Source organism: Pacificispira spongiicola (assembly GCF_012926505.1).
GTDB lineage: Bacteria > Pseudomonadota > Alphaproteobacteria > UBA8366 > Aestuariispiraceae > Pacificispira > Pacificispira spongiicola.
In genome coordinates this window covers 878,816-898,456 of record NZ_JABBNT010000001.1, presented here as the reverse complement: position 1 = coordinate 898,456, position 19,641 = coordinate 878,816, and the positions used below count along the sequence as shown (strand labels likewise).

Sequence of the window (19,641 nt, the reverse complement as noted above, 5' to 3'; positions counted from 1 at the left end):
GATCACTCAGAACAGGGGAAATCTGATGCAAATGAACCGCCGTACTCTTTTACAGGGCGCTGCCGCGCTCGGCCTTTTGCCCGTGCTACCGACTGCCGCCAAGGCCACGCCGAATGCCGGCGGCCATGTCCGCGTCGCGATGGGGCATGGCGGCACGTCCGACAGCTACGACCCCGCTACCTACGCCAACAATTACATCCAGGCGCAGACCTACGGGCGCAACAACATGCTGACGGAAATCGCGCCGGACGGGTCGTTGCGCGGCGAATTGGCGGAAAATTACGAGGCCAGCGAAGATGCCAAAACATGGCGTTTCCGTTTGCGGAAGGGTGTTACCTTCCATAACGGGAAGTCGCTGAGTGTCGACGATGTGATTGCGTCCATCAACTATCACCGTGGAGAGGACAGCAAATCGGCGGTGAAGTCGCTGGTCGCGCCGGTCGTGGATCTTCGGGCGGACGGCGATTGGGTCGTCTTCGAACTGGAGTCGGGCAATGCCGATTTCCCGTATCTTTTTGCCGACTACCACTTTTCGGTCTTCCCGGCGGAAGATGGGAAAATCGATTTTTCCCAGGGTGTCGGGACCGGCGGCTATAAGATCAAGGCCTTTGAACCCGGCGTAAGGACGGAGTTGGTCCGAAATCCGGACTATTGGAAATCCGATGCGGCGTTTTTCGATGAAATCGAGCTGCTGACGGTCCTGGACGCGACGGCCCGGGTCACGGCGCTGACCACCGGCGAGGTCGATATCGCCGACAAGATCGATCCGAAGACCGGCGGGCTTGTCGCCCGGTCGCCCGGTGTGACGCTGATGGAAACGGCGGGAACCCAGCATTTCACCTTCGCCATGGATACGCGTCAGGCGCCGTTCAACGACGTCAATGTGCGGCAGGCCCTGAAATATGGGATTAACCGGCAGGAGCTGGTCGATAAGATTCTCAGCGGCTATGGGACGGTCGGGAACGATCATCCTATTTCGCGATCGAACGTCTTTTTCAATCATGATCTGGAACAACGTGAATACGACCCGGATCGGGCGAAATATCACCTGCAACAGGCCGGTTTGGACAGCGTTTCCGTTGAACTGCATGCCGCCGATGCCGCCTTTACCGGCGCGGTCGATGCCGCGACGCTGTATCGGGAAAGTGCGGCGGCCTGCGGTATCGATATCGGCGTGGTGCGGGAACCGAACGACGGATACTGGAAGAATGTCTGGATGCAGAAACCGTGGACGGCGGTATATTGGAGCGGTCGTCCGACCGCGGATTGGATGTTCACCACGGCCTATGCGGCGGACGCGAAGTTCAACGACAGTTTCTGGGGGAACGAACGCTTCAACCAGCTACTGAGTGCCGCGCGCGCGGAATTGGACCAAACGAAGCGCACCGAGATGTATCACGAAATGCAGGCGATCGTGCGGGACGATGGCGGCGTCGTGATCCCCATGTTCGCAAACTACATCTCGGCTCGCCGCGATACCGTGGGCGCGCCCGAAACGGTGGGCAGCAATTTCGATCTCGACGGACTGCGCTTCGTCGAACGCTGGTGGAAGACCTGATCGGTATGCCGGTATCGGCGACAATCGCGACGGGTTTGCGGTTCCGCATGCCCGCCGTGCGAGTCCCTTGCCGAAGGACCGGCGGATGAAGTCGATCCTGAAGCTCGTCGCGATGCGGCTCGGTCTGGGTCTTATCGGCCTCCTGATCGTGTCGTTCGGCATCTTCTTCGCGGTGGAGGCACTGCCCGGCGATGCGGCGGAGGCGATCCTCGGCCAGTCGGCGGAGCCGGAGACGGTTGCGGCCTTGCGGAAGGAAATGAACCTCGATCGCCCCGCCCTGGTTCGATACGGGGATTGGCTGATTCACGTGGTTCAGGGCGATCTAGGGCGGTCGGTTGCGACGGGTCGGGATATCTCCGTCCTGATCGTACCGCGATTTTCCAACACGCTGTTCCTGGCCGTGACGGCGGCGGCGATTTCGGTGCCGGTCGCCCTTGTCCTGGGGATGGCGGCGGCGCTCTGGCGTTACAGCACCTTCGATCGGGCCGTCACGGTCGGCACCCTGACGTCGGTGGCGCTGCCCGAATTCTTTATCGGCTATGTCCTGATTTTCATCTTTTCGGTAAAACTCGCGGTCTTTCCATCCTTATCCAGCATCGCGCCGGATATGGGAATGGGGGAACGCCTGCTGCGCACGATTTTGCCCGCGTTCAGTCTCGTGCTGGTCGTCGTCGCGCATATGATGCGGATGACGCGGGCGGCGATCATCAATCTGCTGGCCGCGCCCTATATCGAAATGGCCCGGCTTAAAGGGATGAGCAACGCCCGCGTCATCTTTCGGCATGCCTTGCCGAACGCAGTGGCGCCGATCGTGACCGTCGTGGCGTTGAACCTCGCCTATCTGATCACCGGGGTCGTGGTGGTGGAGGTCGTCTTCGTCTATCCGGGGCTCGGTCAACTGCTCGTCGACAGCGTCGCCAGTCGCGATCTGCCGGTGGTTCAGGCGTCCTGCCTGATCTTCGCCGCAGCCTACATCCTGCTCAACCTCACCGCGGATGTCGTCGCCATCGTGTCCAACCCGCGCCTCCTGCATCCGAGGTGACGATGATTTCGACCCTGTTCCGCGCCAAAATTCCGAAGACGGCGTTGTTCGGCCTTGTTGTCGTTAGCGTCTATGCCCTTTTAGCGGTCGCCACGCCCTGGATTGCCCCATTCCGGGAAAGCGAGGTTGTCGGCGGCGCCTATATGCCTTGGTCGGCGCTCCATGTATTGGGAACGGACAACCTCGGCAGGGATATGCTGACCCGGATCCTGTATGGCGGCCGCAACACGTTGGGGATCGCCTTCACCGCCACCATGATCACCTTCCTGATCGGCATGTGGCTGGGCCTGTTGGCGGCAGTGACCGGCGGGTGGATCGATCAGATGCTTGCGCGCATCGTCGACATGATGATGTCGGTGCCGCAATTGATCTTCAAACTGTTCCTGCTGTCGCTGTTCGGAACGTCGATACCGGCGCTGATCCTGATCATCGCCGCGGTGGATTCGACCCGCGTCTTCCGTCTGGTCCGGGCGACCGCGTCCGGCGTGGCGGTCATGGAGTATGTCGAGGTCGCGCGATTGCGCGGCGAGGGCCTGGCTTGGATCATGATACGGGAAGTCCTGCCGAACATTACCGCGCCGTTGATCGCCGAATTCGGCTTGCGGTTCTGTTTCGTCTTCCTGGCGATTTCGGCCCTCAGTTTCCTGGGGCTCGGCATTCAGCCGCCGATGGCGGATTGGGGCTCGATGGTGCGCGATAATGCCACTTTGATCACCTTCGGCGATATAACGCCGCTGATCCCGGCGGCGGCGATCGCCCTGTTGACGGTGTCCGTGAACTTCGTCGTGGACTGGATGCTGCATAGGGCCAGCGGTATGAAGGACTGATGACGTTCCGTGTTTATTCGTCTTTAGTGCCCGCGAACGAAACGGTCTGCTTCTTCCTGAATCGCTTCGGTCAGAAAGGATGTCGCGGTCTTGATCCGGGCGATGCCGCGCAGGCTTTCGTGATAGACGATCCAATAAGCGCGCTTCACGGACATTTCGGGCAGGACCGGGACGAGGTCAGGATGATCGGCCGCCAGATAGTCGTGCAGGACCGCGATCCCGGCGCCGGACCGCACGGCCTCGAACTGTCCGGTCGCGCTGGAGATTTCGATGCTCGACCGCCAACCGGACCAGAAGGCCGTCGTGTAATTCAGGGACGGCGTGAAGATCAAATCCTCCACATAGCCGATCAACCGATGACCGCGTAGCTGGTCCGGCGTATCGGGACGGCCATGGGCCTCCACATAGCGTCGCGCGGCATAGAGGCTCAACGTATAATCCGTCAGTTTCCGCGCGACCAGCCGTCCATGGTCGGGGCGGCCGATCATCACCGCGATATCCGCTTCCCGCTTCGACAGGGAAAACATCTGCGGCACCGGGACAAGTTGCAGCGTCAGGTTCGGGTGCCGGTCCGCCAGCCGGGACAGTCGTGGGGCCAGGAAGGAAACGCCGAACCCGTCCGGCGCGCCGATGCGAACCGTGCCGGAAATTTCCGGACCCGGCCGGTCGAGGAGGGAGCTTGCCTGAAGGAATTCCGCCTCCGCCCGTTCCAGGGACGCGGCCAGGATCTCACCGTCTTCCGTCGGCTCGCAGCCGTTGGTGCGTCGGACCAGCAGGCTCGTTCCCAAGGAGTGTTCCAGTGCGGCGATGCGGCGGCTGAGCGTTGACTGATTGATCCCCAGCGACTTCGCCGCGCCCAGCATCTGACCGGCGCGCACCACGGCGAGGAACAGTCGTCCATCGTCCCAGTTCATAACAATCCTATATGCAAAAATACATAACGAGTTTTACGATTATCCGGTTGTTATGAAAATTACAACATGAAGAATGGGCGCAACATTTAAAGGAGAGCGCCCATGTCCGATATCGCCCATTACATCGCCGGCAGTCGCACCGAAGGATCGTCCGACCGTCGTGTGCCCGTCTTCAACCCTGCCACGGGCGAGTCCGAAAAGTCCGTCGTCCTGGCCAATGTTCAGGATGTCGATGTTGCCGTCACCGCGGCCAAGGCCGCTTGGCCGGAATGGTCCAAGACGCCGTCGCTGCGCCGCGCGCGCATTCTGGACCGGTTCAAGTCGATCCTGTGGGATCGCGCGGAACAACTGGCGGAAGCGATTTCCGCCGAACACGGCAAGACCCATGACGATGCGCTGGGCGAAGTCACGCGCGGCCTGGAAGTGGTCGAATTCGCGACCGCCGCGCCGACCCTGCTGAAAGGCGAGTTTTCGGAAAATGTCGGCCCCGGCATCGACACGCAGGCGATCCGTCAGTCCCTGGGCGTCGTCGCGGGCATCACGCCGTTCAACTTCCCGGCCATGGTGCCGATGTGGATGTTCCCGGTCGCGCTGGCCTGCGGCAATACCTTCATCCTGAAACCGTCGGAACGCGATCCGTCGGCGTCGATCCTGATCGCCGAATGGCTCAGCGAAGCGGGCTTGCCGGACGGCGTTTTCAACGTCGTGCAGGGGGATAAGGTCGCGGTCGACGCCTTGCTGCATCATCCGGACGTGAAGGCGGTTTCCTTCGTCGGATCGACGCCGATCGCCCAGTATATTCATGCCACGGGCACGGCTAACGGCAAGCGTGTGCAGGCGCTGGGCGGTGCAAAGAACCACATGGTCATCATGCCGGATGCGGATATGGACATGGCCGTGAACGCGCTGATGGGGGCCGCCTACGGCTCCGCTGGGGAACGCTGCATGGCGATTTCCGTCGCCGTGCCGGTTACCGAGGCCGTTGCCGATGCATTGGTCGAACGCTTGGTGCCGAAGATTCAGGCGCTGAAGATCGGCCCGGCATCGGACAAGGCCTCCGAAATGGGGCCGGTCGTCACTGCGCAGCACCGCGATAAGGTGAAGGGTTACATCGATGCGGGCGTTGCGGAAGGCGCCAAGCTCGTCGTCGACGGCCGTGACTTCAAGCAGACGCAGCAGGGCTATGAGAACGGCTATTACGTCGGCGGGACGCTGTTCGACAATGTGACGCCGGACATGTCGATCTATCGCGACGAAATCTTCGGCCCGGTCCTGTCGGTCGTGCGCCGCAATTCGTACCAGGACGCGGTCGACCTGATCCACGGCCATAATTACGCCAACGGCACCGCCGTCTTCACCCGCGACGGCGACGTGGCCCGTGCCTTCGCTCAGGATATCGAGGTCGGCATGGTCGGCGTTAACGTGCCGATCCCGGTGCCGATGGCGTTCCATTCCTTCGGCGGTTGGAAGGCGTCGATCTTCGGCGATCACGCGATGCACGGTATGGAAGGGGTGCGTTTCTATACCCGGATCAAGACGACCACGGTCCGCTGGCCGACCGGCCAACGCCAGGACGCACAGTTCTCCATGCCCACCCTTGGGTAATGACTATGGGCCGGGGCATCGAAAATGCCCCGGCCCAATGCTTTATGCCGTCGTTGCTCGCCGACGTCGGCGACTCCGCCGGGGCGGTCGTCTTCACAAAATTGTGTCGATCCCTTGAATCGCTTCTTTCACAGGTTCACCATGGTCGGACCGAAACAGAAAGGGAGCGACATCATGACCAAAGGATGGCTCGTCTTACTGGAAACCAGGGATGATTCGGACGGCTTCATGCATAAAGATTTTTTTGCCGCCGCAATCCCTGACAAGGAAAAAGCGTTGAAAGTGGTGGCGGATCGCAAATCGACGACACCCGATCAAAGCCTGTCGGTCGAAAAAGAACTGGATGGCGCGGACATCGCCGCATTGGGGTTGATTGAGGGCCAAATTGTCCAAGTTCCCGTGACATAGCGAATTGCGGCTGCGGGAACCGGTTCTAGACGTCTACGGCAGCAAAGTCGGCGAGCGTCTGGAAAAGGTGCAAAAGATCGATGGAAGATCGAGCCTCCAGGCGAACGGCGCCAGGAATTTCCATCCCCATTGATCGGAGGAGCATCGGGTCGCACGTCAGACCTGACCGTCCGGGGCATGCAGAGTCTTGGATTTCATATTGTCGCCCCCTTCCCCCGGAATGGCTTCTTTCTGTTCGGGAGGGCTAAGGGCTATTGATCTGGCCCGGCAACCAGATTCTCATTTTCAACCCGTTGAGCTCGTTGGTCGCTCGTATCGTCCCGCCATGCTTGTGGACGATTGTGCGTGCTATCGAGAGTCCGAGGCCGACATTCCCTGTTTCCGTGTTTCTGCCTTCGTCGACCCGGAAGAATGGCTCGAAGATATCGTCGAGCATCTCGTCCGGTACACCGGGCCCCTCGTCGATGATCTCAATCGAAATACCAGCATCATCTGAATCGGCGGTTATACGAACCTTACTTCCGTAGTTAACGGCGTTTTCGATCACATTTCGAATTGCCCGTCGCAATGAGACAGGTCGGCAGAGATATCCGAGGGCCCGTAGATTTGTCGAAAAAGCGACCCCTGGGAACTCTCCTGCGAGATTCAAAAGAGTCTCGACCAGATCGATGGTTTCGCTTTTCTCTTCCTGGACATCCTGTTTAGCAAAAGCCAGACAACCTTCGACCATCGAGTCCATGTCCTTAAGGGTCTCGATCATTTCGGACTTTAGTTTTGAATCCTTGATGAATTCCGCTCTCAATCGTAGGGAGGTGATGGGGGTTCGCAGATCGTGGCTGACGGTCGCCAGCATTTTCGTCCGGTCTTCGACAAATCGGCTAAGACGTTCTTGCATGGTGTTGAATGCGGTTGTCGTGGATTTGAGCTCGTCAGGCCCCTCCACCTCAACGTAGCCGACGGCCTCGCCTTGACCAAACCGCTCGGCGGCCAAAGATAGATTCCGCAATGGCGCCGTGATGCGTTTGACGATGATCGTGACGATCACCAAGATTCCAACGAGCGTAAGGCCGGCGGACAGAATAACCGGCAGAAGAATCACCAATTCATCCACCGGCGACAAAACTCTGGCGTTGAGCCACTCCTTTTCATTCAATTTTATCGAAACGTAATCGATCGGACAGGCGTCTTCTTGATGGGATCGCACCTCACCGACAAGGCAATCCTCGCGTCTCTCCGCGAACCAGAACTCCCAAATACTTAAGGACGGCACCGCATTGTCAGTGGCAAATATCGGCATTCCCGACAGAATTTTAGGCATATGGGCAATACTGTCGTCCGGAACATCGAACCTGTTCTGGGTAAGAGGGAAATCTTCAACACTAAATCGAATATCTGGATCGCTTGCTGCCCGTAAAAGTTTCTCTCGTTCGGCACCCGATGTTGTGCGCCCGATTTCATAAGCAGTAGCGACTTCCTCGATGATCATTCTGATCTGTTGTTCTTGAATACCTTCGTCCGTCTTAACATAGAAGACGACGAGGATGATGGCTTGAGACAGTAGGACGGTCCCGATGATAAGAATCATCAATTGGCCCGCAATCGTGCTGTGAAGCTTTCTCATCGGCGGGCTACATCCAAAGTGAACATGTAACCGCCACCCCAAACCGTTTTGACGATTTCTGGATTTTTGGGGTCCACTTCGATTTTCTTACGAAGTCTGCTGACCTGATTATCGATGGACCGGTCGAACACATCGGCGGCGCGACTGCTGACCATGTCGAGCAACTGATCGCGGGAGAGAACCATCTTCGGATGGTCGAGAAAGGTCATTAACAGTCTGAACTCTACCGTACTAAGTGTGGTTTCCTCACTGCCACTTTCCTTCCTAATGACTCGACGGTCCACGTCCAGAACCCAGGCCCCGAAACCAATCTGGCCTGCTTCAATTCCCGAATACTGCTTAGGTAAGCTATGTACCCGTCGCAGCACGCCTTTGATCCGTGCCAAGAGCTCGCGCGGATTGAATGGCTTGGTCAAGTAATCGTCTGCCCCGATCTCCAGCCCAACAATTCGGTCAGTCTCGTGGACAACGGCTGATAGCAGGATGACCGGTATGTCACGTGTTTCTCGAATACGCCTGCAGATTTCCAACCCGCTTTCGCCAGGCATCAGGATGTCAAGAACGATCAAGTCGATCGACGCGGCTTTAACGACGGTATCCATTTCCGCACCATTGGCGGCCATAGAAACGCGAAACCCGTTCTCGCCGAGATATTTCGCCAAGGGCTCCCGGATATTCCTGTGGTCGTCGACGACCAAGATGTGAGGATTTTTCGGCGGCATTGCGTTCAGAATCTCCAATCACCTCAATGCGTCGCGTTACAGTTATGCGGATAATCAATTTTGTCGCGTCCAAGAAGCGGGAATATGTATCAAAGTATGCCAAGGTGCCTTGGTGGCACACTTTTTTACAGATTTTCCCGGACGCAACTGATCATTCAGGCAATCCGCCACTAGAACGCGGGCATGACGTGCCGGGCGAAGACCGGCACGCGCCGGTCGTCGAGGAATTCGTGCCGCTGGAGCAATGTCCGATCACCAGAGTGAAACATCGGTGGATCGGAAAGCGCTTCCGAGACGCTCGTCTAAGGGCGATCGACGCACGGACTCGCTGTCACACTTTTTTACAATTCAACGTCCTTGCTGACATACGGGTGTGAAATGTCGCCCCTAGGCTGCCCAGCATCGAGATTTCAATGGCAAAGCTGAATAAGGGGCTAGAACATGAGTTACATGGTTTGTCGCAAGGGCGTCGCAGCGGGGCTGCTGATGGCGATCGGTGTGCTCCCCGGGAGTGCGTCGGCCGAGGACGAATGGGAATTTCAGATCGGCGGCGGCGTGGGATATGAATCCAAGTACGAGGGGTCCGATGAAATGGACGTCATGTTCCTCCCGATCTTGGGGGTTACATGGAACGACACGGTGTACCTTACGACGGAAGACGGATTGGGCGCCGTCGTTTACGACGACAATGACTTCACCGTAAATGTCAGCCTCAACTATGAGTGGGGTCGCGACGAAAGCGATAGTTCCGACCTGAAGGGGCTGGGTGACGTCGATGGCGCGGCAACCGCAAACCTGAGCCTTGAATATGAGCTTGGTCCCGTGACCCCATTTGTCGAACTGACCCGGCATCTCGGCGGCACCGACTCGCTGGAAGCGTCCTTCGGTGTCGAAACCATGATCCCCGTCGGGGGGATGATGGGCCAAGGCTCCGCGTCAAGTGCGCCGGAATCCGACGACGGCGATGCGAATGGACCAGCGATCCTGCTCGGACTCTCCTCGACATGGTCGGATGACAACTACATGGAAAACTACTTCGGTATCAATGCGACGCAGTCGGCGCGCTCCGGCCTGTCGCAGTACACCGCAAAGTCCGGCCTAAAATCGGTCGGTGCGGACGTTGGTTTCCTATATCCGGTCACCGAGAACTGGGAGGTTCTTACGATGGTCGAGTATTCTCGATTGATCGGCGACGCGGCGGATAGCCCGATCAGCAAGGACGATAGCGTTCTCTTTGGCGGGATGGCCGTTTCCTACAAATTCTGAGCGATCAATGTTGGCTAACGGTTGCCCGCGGATCCGTCAGCGATCAGCGACGACGCGAAAACGACGCCTGAAAATGTAGATGCTGCCGACAACCTTCGAGTCGGCGTCGACAGCAGAATTGTTGTGCCCTGACACCAGGTTCCGTGGCGCTCAGAAGCGGGAGCCGCGCGCAAACAGCACAACGCAAACACCGGAGCGAAAACTGATATGAAACCGATCGAAAACCCCCTGAAGAGCGTGGTGATGGGCCGCCGCAATTTTTTGAGTGGCGCGGCTGCACTGGGTGTCGGTACCGGATTGGCCGCGCCGGCCATCGTCTCCCGCGCCGCTGCGACAGAACCTTCGGTCATCGCGTCGCGAGACCGGGACCTGGCATTCATCGCCACGGAAGAGACCTATACCACCGACGAACTGATAGCGCTGAACGCGATTAACGATGAGCACGTAGAGTATCTCAAGGAAACCGGCCTTGCCGAGATCGGCCCCGGCCGCATCGGCGCGATGGATGTGGCGGGAATCAATGTTCAAATCCTCTCCGCCCATACGCCGGGCGTGCAGAATGTCTCCGGTCGGGAAGGCATCGATTTTGCCTATCGTCTCAACAAGATGATCGCCGATGGCCCGATGGCCATCTATCCGGGGCGGTTCCAGGCCTATGCGACCTTGCCGCTGCGGGATCCGGAGGCCTCGGCGGACGAACTTGAACGTGCCGTTCGGGAAGATGGCTTCGTGGGGGCCATGACCAATGGGTTCATCGGCGATAAGTTCCTCGATCACCCCGAGTTTGAGCCCGTTTTGGCGCGTGCCGAGGCACTTGGCGTGCCGATCTACATGCATCCGGGTTTCCCACCGGAAGACGTCTTCAATATCTATTACAACACCACGCGGTCTGGATATGATCAGCAGTTCCAGAACTACATTTTCAGTGGGTCCGGATACGGGTGGCATCAGGAGGTGATTACTCAATGCCTTCGACTGATCATCACGGGGGTGTTCGACCGGTTCCCCAATCTGCAGATGATTATTGGCCATATGGGAGAGGGGCTTCCATTCTACTACGAGCGTATTGTAGGCGATATGGCCGAGTCGACCGAAGCCTCGCTGAACAAGCCGATCGGGCAGTATTTCAGCGATAATTTTTGGTACACGACCAGTGCATTCTTCCAGGATGAGTTGCTTCATCTTCTGCTGAGATACATCAGCGTGGATCGGGTGATGTTTGGAACCGACTACCCGTTTGCAGACATGAAGCAAGGAACCGACTGGTTTCGGGCAGTGGATCTGCCCCGCGAGGCCAAGGAGAAAATTGCGTTCCGGAATGCGGAAAAGCTGTTCGGCATAAAGGTCTGACACGTCTGCCCCGACCGGCATTGCGGACAGGCGTCTTCCGTCCATCCGCTGACGAGCGGGGCAGATGGATTTGAAGCGCCGACCCGATCGAAACTGCGGGGTCGCACGTTAAAGCAACCTACCAATGACGCGGGATCCGATGTTCCTCCAATCGAGAGGGGGCTCAAACAATCCCGAGTTACTCCTCGATTTTGGACCACCTGACTGAGTGATTTTCCGGGTTTACATCTCATGCGGGCAACTGCCTGCATGAGCCGGACATTAGCGCAATCGGCGGTTTGTTACCGATGGCGCTGTGCATGAACGCCTCTCAAAGAGCCAAGGACCGAACCGTTTGTGCGGCGCCGAGATGAACAAGGGATTCCAGATGGTCGATCAAGGCAGTGCGGAAGTCGGGGGCTTGGGCCAGGGGGGTGTCGAAGACCTCGTGAACCTTCAGGAAGCCGTCTACTAGGTTGTCCGGCGAGCCGCCGCTCCGGGCGATCGCGCGCAGTCGTGCGGATAGGGGGTCTCTGACGTCGATTGCGCGCCCTGTTTCGTCGATGCCGGAGACGTAGCGCATCCAGGCCGCAACGGCCAGCGCGCCGCGGGAAATCGGCAGACCGAGCCGGAGACGGTCCCGGATGGTGCCCAACAGTCGCTGTGGCAGTTTCTGGCTGCCGTCCATGGCGATCTGCCATGTTCTGTGTTTGAGGGCCGGATTGGCGAAGCGGTCCAGCAGCGCATCGCGATAGGCGGCGAGATCGCCGATGTTGGGCGGCAGTGTTTCCATGACTTCCGACGTCATGAAGGTATGGGCAAGATCGCGGAAGGCGGGATCGGCGACGGTATCGCTGATGAACTCGAAACCGGCCAGATAGCCAAGATAGGCGAGCATCGAGTGACTGCCGTTGAGCATGCGGAGTTTCTTGAGTTCATGGGGTCGCACATCGGCGACGAGTTCCACCCCGACCGTTTCGAACGATGGCCGTTGCGCGGTGAATCGATCCTCTATCACCCATTGCGTGAACGGCTCGGTCACGACCGGCCAGGCATCGTACCGGCCGGTCGCTTCCGCCACGCTGGTCCGGTCCTCTTCGGTGGTGGCCGGTACGATTCGGTCGACCATGGTCGACGGAAAGGCGACATCGGCCTCAATATGCCGGGCCAGTTTTTCGTCGCGGCGCGCCGCGAATTCGGTGACGATCGCCGCCGTTGTCCGGCCGTTTTCCGGCAGGTTGTCGCATGAAAGGACGGTAAAGGGCACAATGCCGGCGGCCCGACGCAGGTCAAGCGCGCGCGCGACGAGTCCCGGGGCGCTCACTGGATTGTCGGGCGCGGCGAGGTCGTGGATGATATCCGGGTGGTCGAACGACAGGCGCCCCGTCGCCGGATCGTGACAGTAACCCTTCTCCGTGACGGTAAGCGATACGATGCGGATTGCCGGGTCCGTCATCCAGCGTAGCAAATTCCGACGATGGGATCCGGCATGCAGAATATCGAGGAGCGCACCGACAATCCGGTACCGTGTTTCCGATCCGCCTCGCATGACCAGCGTGTAGAGAAAATCCTGCGGTGCCAGCGCGTCACGCGTATCGGGACGCTTCAGCGACGCGCCGATGATCCCCCAGTTGGGGTCCGCGCCCAGCAGATCGTCGATATAGGCGGCCATATGCGCGCGGTGGAACGCGCCGAGTCCCAAATGAACGATGCCGGGAGTGACCCTGGACCGGTCGTAGCGGATCGACGCTGCCGCGTTCGACTCCGAGAGCCGCGATCGCAACGGATCAATCATCGATGACGATCAGCGCCTTGATCAAGCCTGACTTGTTCTGCGCCCAGATCGGAATGTTGCCGACGGCATCGGCGAGGCTGGTCCGGTGCGTGATGAGCTCGCGGAGCGGGACGTCACCGTTCCGCATGGCGCGGATGACGCGTTCGAAATCTCCGGACGTTGCGTTGCGGCTGGCGAAAAGCGTCATTTCCCGACCGTGGAATACCGGGTCCTGGAAGGTGATGGTATCGTTGACCACACTGACGAGGACGTAGCGGCCTCCATGAGCGACATAGCCGAATCCCGCCTGCATCGACTGCTGGTTGCCGGTGGCGTCGAACACGATATCGTATCCTTCTCCCTGCGTGCGTGCCGAGATGGCCTCCGCCGGGTCGACACCATCGCCGATCGCGTCGACCCCCAGAATGGATCGCGCCGCCGCCATTCTCTCGGGCGACATATCCAATACGGTCACCTCGCCCCCGGCGAGGCGGCTGAACAGCGCGGCGCCCAGGCCGATCGGACCCGCGCCGACGACAAGGACCCGGTCACCCGCGGCAACCCCGCCGCGCCGGACGGCATGCGCACCGATCGACAGGAACTCGACGCAAGCGCAGGCATCCGCCGACAGACCGTCGGCATGAAGAAGGTTCCTCACCGGCACGGACAGAAGACCCGACATCCCGCCGTCCCGATGCACGCCGAGGACCGAGATCCGTGAACAGCAATTGTACTTGCCGTGTCGGCACGCGATGCAGTCGCCGCAGGCGATGTAGGGATTGACGACGCAGAGCTCTCCGGTCGCAAATCCCGAACCGTCCGGTGCTTCCACGACGTCGACCGCGAGTTCATGGCCCATGACGCGAGGATATTGGAGAAACGGATGCTTCCCCTCGAAGATATGGTAATCGGTGCCGCAGATGCCGACACGACGCGTTCGCACCAGCGCGTGTCCGGGCTCCGGCCGTGGGGGCGGCCGCTGCTCCAGATGCAGGGAGCCCGGCTTGGCGCACACGAGAGATTTGTTCGATTGCATGGCACTCTCGTTCGTCGCAGAGGTTGAAATCCGGCCGGAAAGGCCAGCGAGGGAACCGGTCGGAAGCCGATTCCCTCGCCATTTGCTCATTTGAATTGAGCCATATTTGCCTTGGTTACCAACGCGGCGCCGGAGTCGATCAGAGAGTCGACTGTTTCCCCGCGAATGGCCCGAACCAGGGCGTCGACACCCAATTCCGCCATTTTGGCTGGGAATTGCGCCACGGTGGCGTCTTCGATGCCGGCGGTCAGGGCCTCTTCTTCGCCGCAGCAGAAGTCGAAGCCGACCAGGACGAACGCGTCGAGGTCCTTTTTGGCATTCTTGACGGCCTGCGCGGCACCTGCCGCCGGCGGACCGCATGCCGCGTAGATCGCTTTCAGGTCGGGATTCGCCGTCAGCAGGTCTTCGGCAACGTTGATGCCGAGTTCCTCGGTACAGTTCGTGGCGCCGCGCCCGACGATCTTCACGTCGACGCCCTTCAACCCCTCGAGCATGCCGTTCACGCGATCGTCGAGCGACGGCACGCCGGGAACGCCTTCCAGTATTCCCAACGTATCGCCGTCGGAGAGCACGGTCTTCAGATATTCGCCCGCGATCTTGCCCGCGTTGAAGTTATCCGTTGTCGCCAGCGCCGTCTTGCCATCCCAGTCCGGGATGCTGTTGTCCATCAGCACCACTTTCACACCGGCGGCGATCGCCTTGTCGAGTGCCGGCGCCACCGTCGGGTCGACCGGCGTCAGCGCGATCCCCTGAACCCCCCGCGTGACCATGGATTCGATCAGGGCGATCTGGCCCTCGATATCCGTCGCGGACGTTCCCTGGCCGTAAATGATCTCAACGCCGGGATTCGCTTTGGCATAGGCCTTGGCGGCATTTTCCATCGTGGCGAAGAACGGGACCGGGAACTTGGTAATGAAGCCGATATTGACGTCGTCGGCTTTGGCAGGACCGGCGGTCGCGACAGCGAGCGCGAGTCCGGTCAGGAATAGTTTAAGTCGCATAGCACTCCTCCCTCTCATGATCGCATCACGACGACGCGATCTTCTTGTTCGCCCTCCGGCGGGACGGCGAATTCGTTAGGCTTCCGCCCCGACGATCATGGCGACCATGTCCTGTTGATTGGCGCGCTCCGGCTTCAGTTCGCCGACCTTCAGTCCCTGTCTCAGCACGACCGCCCGGTCGGCGAGTTCGACCACGTGTTCCATATTGTGGGTGATCAGGATCACCGCGTTGCCCTCGTCGCGCAGTTGCGCGATCAGGTCCAAGACCTTTCGGGATTCCCGCACGCCCAGTGCCGCGGTCGGTTCGTCGAGGATCACCAGCTTTCGGGCGAACACCGTCGCACGCGCGACCGCGATGGCCTGGCGTTGCCCCCCGGACATCAGTGCCACCGGGGCATCGAATTTCGGCAGCCTGACCTTCAGCCGCTCGATCACGGCGGCGGCCTCCCGATCCATCGGGCGTTTGCGCAGGAAACGGAGGGGGCGGGGCAGCCAGTTCGGATATGACAGTTCACGGCCACAATAGAAGTTCTGTGCCGGCGTCAGATTGTCGAACAGGGCGAGGTCCTGATAGACGGTTTCGATCCCGGCGTCGCGCGCCGTGGCCGGGGAATGCAGGGCGGTCGGTTCGCCGTCGAGAAGAATTTCGCCTTCGTCCAGGCTGTGCACGCCGCTGATGCATTTGACGAGCGTCGACTTCCCGGCGCCGTTATCGCCCAGCAAAGCGAGAACCTCGCCGCGATAGGCGTCGAGACCGACATCCCGCAGCGCGTGGACCGCGCCGAACCGCTTATGCGCATGGCGGACGGAGAGTACCGGCGTAGCGGTCATCAGGGTCATTGGCTCCTCCTCGCCTGCAGGACGCGGGACCGGCCTTCCAGATAGTTGCGGAGGACATCGGCCTCGACCGCCAGCACGATGATGGTGCCGATAGCGATCATCTGGAAAAAAACGTCGACGCCGAGGAGGTTCAGGGCGTTGCGGATGACGCCGATCATCACGGCGCCGATCAGGGCGTGACCGAGATGACCACGCCCGCCCAGGAAACTGGCGCCGCCGATGATGACCGCCGCGATGGTGTCGAGCTCGAGGAGGTTTCCATAGAGCGGAGACCCGGCCGCGGTCCGTCCGGCAAGAGCGACCGCGCCGATCCCGGCGCAGAGACCGGACATGACATAGACCGAAACCAAGACACCCTTGACCGGAATACCCATTTCGAGCGCCGCGACCGGCTGTCCGCCGACGGCGTAAATCCAGCGCCCCCAGACCATGGACTTGGTCATGACGAGAATCAGAAGCGCGACCCCGGCCACGACGAAGAAGGAGTTCGGGAGGCCGAGACTGGCCTCTCCGCCCAGAAATGTCACAACGTCCGGCATGCCGCGCATGGTCGTGTGGCCGACCGAAAACTCGAGCGCCAGCCCGCGGCAGATGCTGAGCGTCGCAAGGGTGATAATGAAGGGATGCGGCAGCCGACCATAGACATAGACGATGCCATTGACCGCGCCGACGAGCCCGCCGGTAAGGATCATCGTCAGAATGACCGCCGCCGACGAATCCGCCACGCGATACATCAGCCCGCCCATCACGGTCGCGAAGGCAAGGTTCGCGCCGACCGAAAGGTCGATGCCCTTGGTTAGGATGACGAGTTGCTGCCCCATGGCGACAATGGCGATCACCGCCGTCTGCGCGGCAATGTTGCTCAGATTACCGGGGCTCAGGAAACTTGGCGTGACGCTTCCGATCAGCGCGACGATTAGCGCCAGAATCAACAGCGGCCCCAGGCTCAGAAGTTTCAGGGCAAGCGACACGGCGAACAGCCCCTGTGCCGGTCTGTCGATCCCGACCGTGACCTGTTCGGTCCATGCCCCGATTTTCTGTTGTGCGGTTTCCGATCCCCGGACTTCCGCCCCCCGCGCTTCCGACCCTTGCACTGGAGTTCCCCTGCCCATATTGTTTATTATACAGAAAAAACGTTTATTAATTACAAAAAACCAGACGAAAGGGCTCGTCAATAGGTTTTTTATCCATTAAGAACAAATTCGGGACGGAAAGTGGTATCTTGAAAACAGACACGGTGTTCAAACGCGCGTTCAATGACGCCCTCGACCTGGTAGCCAGCCTGCCGGAACGGGAATCGCTGCCGTCGGAGAGTGCTCTCAGCACGCAACTCGGTGTCAGCCGGACCACGGTCCGCAAGGTTCTCGCGGAATTGCAGGAAAGAGGCGTTGTGTCCGGCGTGGGGCGACACTGGATCGTTCAGGCGCAAGCCGCTCCGGCCGACCGGTTTCCAGAGACGGAAACCGTTCCGACCGCGGCGCAGGTGGAGCGGCGTTTCATGGAATGGATGTTGCGCGACAATGCGCGACCCGGGACCGTCATCAACGAGCTGGAACTCGCGCGCCAGTTCGGTGTTGCGACCACCGGGATCCGGGAGTTCCTGAACCGCTTCCAAAGCTTCGGCTTGATCGAAAAACGCCCCAATACAGGGTGGGTTTTCAACGGGTTCACGACAGAATTCGCGCTGGAGCTGTTCGAAATCCGGGAGATGTTCGAGCTCCGATCCGCGCGCACCTTCGTCGTGCTTCCGCAAAGTTCACCGCTTTGGCGGCAGCTTGAAACATTACGCGACGAACATGAGGATTTGCTGCGTGAGATCGACCGGCGGTACCACGACTTCTCGGAACTCGACAGCCGGTTTCACAGTCTCATCAATGCCGCATCCCCGAACCGGTTTATCGAGGGATTCTATGACATCATCACGGTGATCTTTCACTATCACTATCAGTGGAACAAGCAGGATGAGCGGCAACGCAACGAGGTCGCCATTCGCGAACATCTGACCTATCTGGACGCCTTGTTGCGGCGGGATGCCGACGCGGTCGAGGCGGCATGTCGGGCGCATTTGAAATCGGCGCGGGAAACCCTGCTTCGATCCACCTCGGAACCCGGCCCGGCAGGCGGCAAGGCATAGCGGGTCGGGCGAATTCCTGACGGCAGGAAAGGCTGGTATGGCATCGACATATCTTCAGTTGTCCCCGAAGGACAATGTCCTGATCGCCCTGGCCGATCTCCCCGCCGGCATGGTCCTCGGGAATGTCGTCCTGACCGGGGCCGTACCGCGCGGCCACAAGATCGCACGGGAAGCCATCCCGGCGGGCACACCGGTGCGGCGCTATGGACAGATCATCGGCCAGGCCACCGTGGATATCGCGCCGGGGGAACATGTCCATACCGCCAATTTGGCCATGGCCGACCATGCGCAGGACTATGGCATCGGCAGCGAGGTGCAGCCGGTCGCACCCGCTAATGAGGAACGCATCTTCCAGGGATACAGGCGTGCCGACGGGCGGGTCGGGACACGGAACCATGTCGGTATTCTGACCACCGTCAACTGCGCCGGCTCCGTCGCCCGCTTCATTGCCGAAGCGGCGGAGAAAAGCGGCTGGTTCGCGAGATTGCGGAATGTCGACGGGATCGTCCCCATCGTTCACAATTCCGGTTGCGGCATGGCGGGTAATGACGAGGGGTTCCGTACCCTGTACCGCACGCTCCAGGGCTATGCCCGGCATCCGAACTTCGCGGGCATCCTGCTTGTCGGCCTGGGCTGCGAGGTCATGCAGGTCTCCGGCCTTTTGGACCCGGAATTGCCGCGCGCCGACGGCAATATCCGGCATATGACGATCCAGGACAGCGGCGGTACGAAACTGACCGTCGAACGCGGCGTCGATATCCTGCGGGACCTTTGCGCGGCCGCCGATACTTGCCGACGCGAGCCGGTGCCGGTTTCCGAATTGGTTATCGGCATGCAGTGCGGCGGCTCGGACGGGTATTCCGGCATCACTGCCAATCCGGCATTGGGCGTCGCCTCCGATCTGCTGGTCGCGCATGGCGGCACGACCATCCTGTCCGAAACGCCGGAGATTTATGGCGCGGAGCACTTGCTGACGCGCCGCGCCGTCAGCCGGGAGGTCGGGGAGAAACTGATCGCGCGCATTCGTTGGTGGGAAGACTATACGGCGCGGAACGGCGGCGAGATGAACAACAATCCCAGCCCCGGCAACAAGAGCGGCGGGCTGACGACGATTCTCGAGAAATCCCTGGGGGCGGTGGCGAAGGGCGGATCGGCGCCGCTGGCAGGCGTCTACCTCTATGCGGAACCGATCGACCGGCATGGCTTCGTCTACATGGACAGTCCCGGTTATGACCCCTGTTCCGTCACCGGTCAGGTGGCCTCGGGCGCGAATCTGATCGTCTTCACAACGGGCCGCGGATCGGTTTCGGGATTCAAGCCGGTGCCCGGCATCAAGGTCGCGACGAACAGCGAGATGTTCCGGCGCATGCGCGACGACATGGACATCGACACGGGCGACGTGCTCGACGGTGTGTCGCTGGAGGATAAGGGGCGGGAATTGTTCGAACTGTTCATCCGGGTCGCGTCGGGCGACGCGACCAAGTCGGAGGCGCTGGGCTTCGGCGGCGTCGAGTTCGTGCCCTGGCAGATTGGGGCGGTGATGTGATGACGGTCGGCGTCGGAT

Annotated in this window: 17 protein-coding genes; 9 read left to right on the top strand and 8 right to left on the bottom strand. The window is 60.2% G+C overall.

Translation table 11 applies throughout. The features are described 5' to 3' along the window. The first annotated feature begins 31 nt into the window (after nt 1–31). The 3 genes from HH303_RS04150 to HH303_RS04140 all read left to right on the top strand — a co-directional run bounded on the left by HH303_RS04150 (nt 32) and on the right by HH303_RS04140 (nt 3,427). A complete protein-coding gene (locus HH303_RS04150) occupies nt 32–1,558 on the top strand; it encodes an ABC transporter substrate-binding protein (protein ID WP_169623920.1) in 1,527 nt (508 codons plus the stop codon). An 85-nt stretch (nt 1,559–1,643) separates the two neighbouring features. Next, a complete protein-coding gene (locus HH303_RS04145; protein WP_169623919.1) occupies nt 1,644–2,600 on the top strand; it encodes an ABC transporter permease in 957 nt (318 codons plus the stop codon). Between the two features lie 2 nt (nt 2,601–2,602). Beyond that, complete coding sequence (locus HH303_RS04140; RefSeq protein ID WP_227421504.1) at nt 2,603–3,427, top strand: ABC transporter permease; 825 nt, start codon at nt 2,603–2,605, stop codon at nt 3,425–3,427. Nucleotides 3,428–3,450: 23 nt separating this feature from the next. Here HH303_RS04140 and HH303_RS04135 read toward each other — a convergent pair whose 3' ends face one another. Further along, nucleotides 3,451–4,341, bottom strand: a complete 891-nt coding sequence (locus tag HH303_RS04135; RefSeq protein WP_169623917.1) for a LysR family transcriptional regulator — start codon at nt 4,339–4,341, stop codon at nt 3,451–3,453. 102 nt (nt 4,342–4,443) lie between these two features. Between HH303_RS04135 and HH303_RS04130 the strand changes: the two genes are divergently transcribed. Together HH303_RS04130 and HH303_RS04125 are read left to right on the top strand one after the other, a co-directional pair. Then, nucleotides 4,444–5,946, top strand: a complete 1,503-nt coding sequence (locus tag HH303_RS04130; RefSeq protein WP_169623916.1) for a CoA-acylating methylmalonate-semialdehyde dehydrogenase — start codon at nt 4,444–4,446, stop codon at nt 5,944–5,946. A 174-nt stretch (nt 5,947–6,120) separates the two neighbouring features. Continuing rightward, complete coding sequence (locus HH303_RS04125; RefSeq protein WP_169623915.1) at nt 6,121–6,354, top strand: hypothetical protein; 234 nt, start codon at nt 6,121–6,123, stop codon at nt 6,352–6,354. A 244-nt stretch (nt 6,355–6,598) separates the two neighbouring features. Here HH303_RS04125 and HH303_RS04120 read toward each other — a convergent pair whose 3' ends face one another. Continuing rightward, on the bottom strand, nt 6,599–7,975 hold the full coding sequence (locus HH303_RS04120; protein ID WP_169623914.1) for a sensor histidine kinase: 1,377 nt from the start codon (nt 7,973–7,975) through the stop codon (nt 6,599–6,601). Then, nucleotides 7,972–8,697, bottom strand: coding sequence for a response regulator (locus HH303_RS04115; protein WP_169623913.1), 726 nt, complete (start codon nt 8,695–8,697; stop codon nt 7,972–7,974). The genes HH303_RS04120 and HH303_RS04115 overlap by 4 nt, the downstream gene beginning before the upstream one ends. 486 nt (nt 8,698–9,183) lie before the next feature. On the opposite strand from HH303_RS04115, the gene HH303_RS04110 reads away from it, so the two are divergent. Together HH303_RS04110 and HH303_RS04105 are read left to right on the top strand one after the other, a co-directional pair. Next, on the top strand, nt 9,184–9,963 hold the full coding sequence (locus HH303_RS04110) for a MipA/OmpV family protein (protein ID WP_169623912.1): 780 nt from the start codon (nt 9,184–9,186) through the stop codon (nt 9,961–9,963). A gap of 207 nt (nt 9,964–10,170) precedes the next feature. Continuing rightward, on the top strand, nt 10,171–11,313 hold the full coding sequence (locus tag HH303_RS04105) for an amidohydrolase family protein (protein WP_169623911.1): 1,143 nt from the start codon (nt 10,171–10,173) through the stop codon (nt 11,311–11,313). Nucleotides 11,314–11,623: 310 nt separating this feature from the next. Here HH303_RS04105 and HH303_RS04100 read toward each other — a convergent pair whose 3' ends face one another. The 5 genes from HH303_RS04100 to HH303_RS04080 form a co-directional block, all read right to left on the bottom strand. Continuing rightward, nucleotides 11,624–13,087, bottom strand: a complete 1,464-nt coding sequence (locus tag HH303_RS04100) for a mannitol dehydrogenase family protein (protein WP_169623910.1) — start codon at nt 13,085–13,087, stop codon at nt 11,624–11,626. After that, nucleotides 13,080–14,102 (bottom strand): zinc-binding alcohol dehydrogenase family protein, encoded by a 1,023-nt coding sequence (locus tag HH303_RS04095; RefSeq protein WP_169623909.1) that lies wholly within the window; start codon nt 14,100–14,102, stop codon nt 13,080–13,082. The genes HH303_RS04100 and HH303_RS04095 overlap by 8 nt, the downstream gene beginning before the upstream one ends. Before the next feature lie 86 nt (nt 14,103–14,188). Next, nucleotides 14,189–15,103: a sugar ABC transporter substrate-binding protein gene (locus HH303_RS04090; protein ID WP_169623908.1), complete on the bottom strand. Its 915-nt coding sequence runs from the start codon at nt 15,101–15,103 to the stop codon at nt 14,189–14,191. 75 nt (nt 15,104–15,178) lie between these two features. After that, nucleotides 15,179–15,943, bottom strand: a complete 765-nt coding sequence (locus HH303_RS04085; protein WP_169623907.1) for an ATP-binding cassette domain-containing protein — start codon at nt 15,941–15,943, stop codon at nt 15,179–15,181. Then, nucleotides 15,940–17,037: an ABC transporter permease gene (locus HH303_RS04080; RefSeq protein ID WP_319637304.1), complete on the bottom strand. Its 1,098-nt coding sequence runs from the start codon at nt 17,035–17,037 to the stop codon at nt 15,940–15,942. Before HH303_RS04080 ends, HH303_RS04085 begins: the two co-directional genes overlap by 4 nt. 128 nt (nt 17,038–17,165) lie before the next feature. On the opposite strand from HH303_RS04080, the gene HH303_RS04075 reads away from it, so the two are divergent. Beyond that, nucleotides 17,166–18,077 carry a GntR family transcriptional regulator gene (locus HH303_RS04075; RefSeq protein ID WP_169623905.1) on the top strand — a complete coding sequence of 304 codons (912 nt, stop codon included), beginning with the start codon at nt 17,166–17,168 and terminating at the stop codon, nt 18,075–18,077. A 37-nt stretch (nt 18,078–18,114) separates the two neighbouring features. After that, on the top strand, nt 18,115–19,623 hold the full coding sequence (locus tag HH303_RS04070; RefSeq protein ID WP_169623904.1) for a UxaA family hydrolase: 1,509 nt from the start codon (nt 18,115–18,117) through the stop codon (nt 19,621–19,623). Nucleotides 19,624–19,641: the final 18 nt, after the last annotated feature.